Genomic DNA, 2,062 nt, shown 5'->3' with positions numbered 1-2,062 from the left:
GTCGGATCGGAAGTCGGTTGTGTTACGACGAAGACTTCCGTACGTCCTCTGCCGCCCTACGGCAGGCGTACGAGACGCACGTCCACGGCAGACTATCGACTCGGTGCGCAACTCCCACCGTGCCGGAGCTGTACACCGGCGCCGAGGTTCCTGACGATGACGAGCGGTTCTCGGTGCGACGGCAACCACCGGGCTGGAGCCGGGGTAACTCATCGAGCAGCAGTTGACCAACCTGCGGTGTGCGCTGCACCCCGGGGCTAGTCATGATCACTTCCCACGCTTACTCATCGAGAACGGCCAGCAACTAGCACAACCCGCCGGTGAGTTCCGGAACCGTTCCCGCAGCTCAACGGCACGGTCCGACGTCAGTCGGCACGATCCAGTGACGCGGTCCCGGAATCTCTAGGTCGCAGGTTCGAGTCCTGCCGGGGGCGCAAGCTAGTGGCTTGTCACGCAGCCTTGGCCGGGTAATCGGTCCACGTGCGGATCGGTGAGTCGGTGGCGAAGTTGACCTTGGGTTGGGCTCGGTGGTTGTGCCAGCGGACGTAGCCGGCGATCGCCATGTTCTGCTCGGTGTGGCTGCGGTGGTCGGTGCCGTTGAGGGCGAAGTAGCGCAGCGCGGCGAACTCGGCCTCGATCCAGTTCAGCCAGGACCCGTAGGTCGGCAGGAACACCAACTCGACCGCGTTGGCCTGGCACCAGGCGCGGACGGTGGGGTGGCGGTGCGGGGAGAAGTTGTCGCAGATCAGGTAGAGCTTCTCCCCGGGCCAGCGCCGGCGTAGGACCTTGAGCAGGTCGAGGAACTCGGTCGAGCGTTTGCGGTCACGGATCCGGTAGAACAGCTTGCCGGTGGCCAGATCGAGCGCGGCGAGCATGTGCATCACCCCGTCGTAGCGGTGGTAGGTCGCGCGCTGTCGGCGCGGCCGGCGCTGCGGTCGCCAGGCCTTGCCCTTGCGCGGGAGCAGGTTCAGCGGCCCGAACTCATCCACGCAGACGACTCGGCCGTCGGCGGGTGGGTGGTCGTAGAGGTCCAGGATCCGGCGCATCTTGGGGATGAACTCCGGATCGGGGGAGGCCTTCCAGGTGGTCGTGGTCTGCCAGGAGACCCCACCGTCGTGCAGGATCCGGCGCAGGGTCTCGCGGCTGATCTCAGCGACGATGCCCTGGCCCACGAGGTGGTCGCGGAGCTTGGTCAGCGACCAGGTCGAGAACCCGGTCAGGCCGCACTGGGCGGGGGAGGTGCGGGCGATCAGGCAGATCCAGTCGCGGACCTGCTCACCGATCCGTCTCGGGCGTCCCCCGCTCCATTTTGGGTCCAGCGCGTCGAACCCCCGCTCGTTGAACGCGTGGATCACATCACGCACGTAGTCCTCGCTGACCTGCAACAACGAGGTGATGTCCCGGACGGCTTGGCCCTGGCCGGACATCATCACCACGATCGCGCGCCGCATCCGGACCGGATCCTTCGAAGTCCTGGTGATCCGCTGCAACTTGCGGCCCTCGTCCATGGACAACGGCCGGACGAACACGCTCGGTCTGCGCGCCACCCCTGCACCTCCCGTACTCGGCGTGCAGGCAGGGTGGCCGGGTCAGCTGGCGAGATCAAACCTGGCCAACGTTGCGTGCCGAGCCACTAGCAGCGCCAACGTCCGTCGCCCCGATCACGGCACCAAGATCGAGGCAGAGATAGGACACGGTTCCCCACCCGGGCCGCTCGCAGCAGCCCCTCCAGGGCCTCCGTCGCGCGCGCCGACGCGACGCCGCGCTGCATGTAGTCCCGGGTCTGCAACATCCGCACGTGGCTGGCTTGATCGGCGATCTCCGAGGTGTGCAGCCCGGCCGCGTCCAGCTCGGAGATCACCGTCTGCCGGAACACGTGCAGGGAGGCCTGATGCGGACCGCGGTGCCGATCGAGCTGAGCGCACGGGACCGCGCGATCCTGGGCGCGGTGGGACGGGCCGCGCCGCGTTCCCCCGCGAGGCCGCCGCGGCGCTCGAGGTCGACGGCCGCTGCTGCTGCGACCAGGCCGCCGCGCACCGGCTGGTGCAGGAGGGCCTCGTCG

Annotated in this window: 2 protein-coding genes; both read right to left on the bottom strand. The window is 68.2% G+C overall.

The genetic code is table 11. The annotated features are described in order from the left end of the window. Positions 1 to 449: 449 nt before the first annotated feature. The gene (locus QZX79_RS15095; protein ID WP_294569463.1) at positions 450 to 1,547 is read right to left on the bottom strand and encodes an IS630 family transposase; all 1,098 of its coding nucleotides are present in this window, start codon (positions 1,545 to 1,547) and stop codon (positions 450 to 452) included. Positions 1,548 to 1,857: 310 nt separating this feature from the next. Beyond that, positions 1,858 to 2,062: hypothetical protein (locus QZX79_RS15090; protein WP_294569461.1), on the bottom strand; the 205-nt coding region annotated here is incomplete at its 5' end.

This window comes from uncultured Arthrobacter sp. (assembly GCF_902805515.1).
In the GTDB taxonomy this organism is placed as follows: Bacteria; Actinomycetota; Actinomycetes; order Actinomycetales; family Micrococcaceae; genus Arthrobacter_D.
The sequence above is the reverse complement of the archived record's forward strand: the minus strand, read 5'-3'. Positions and strand labels throughout refer to the sequence as shown.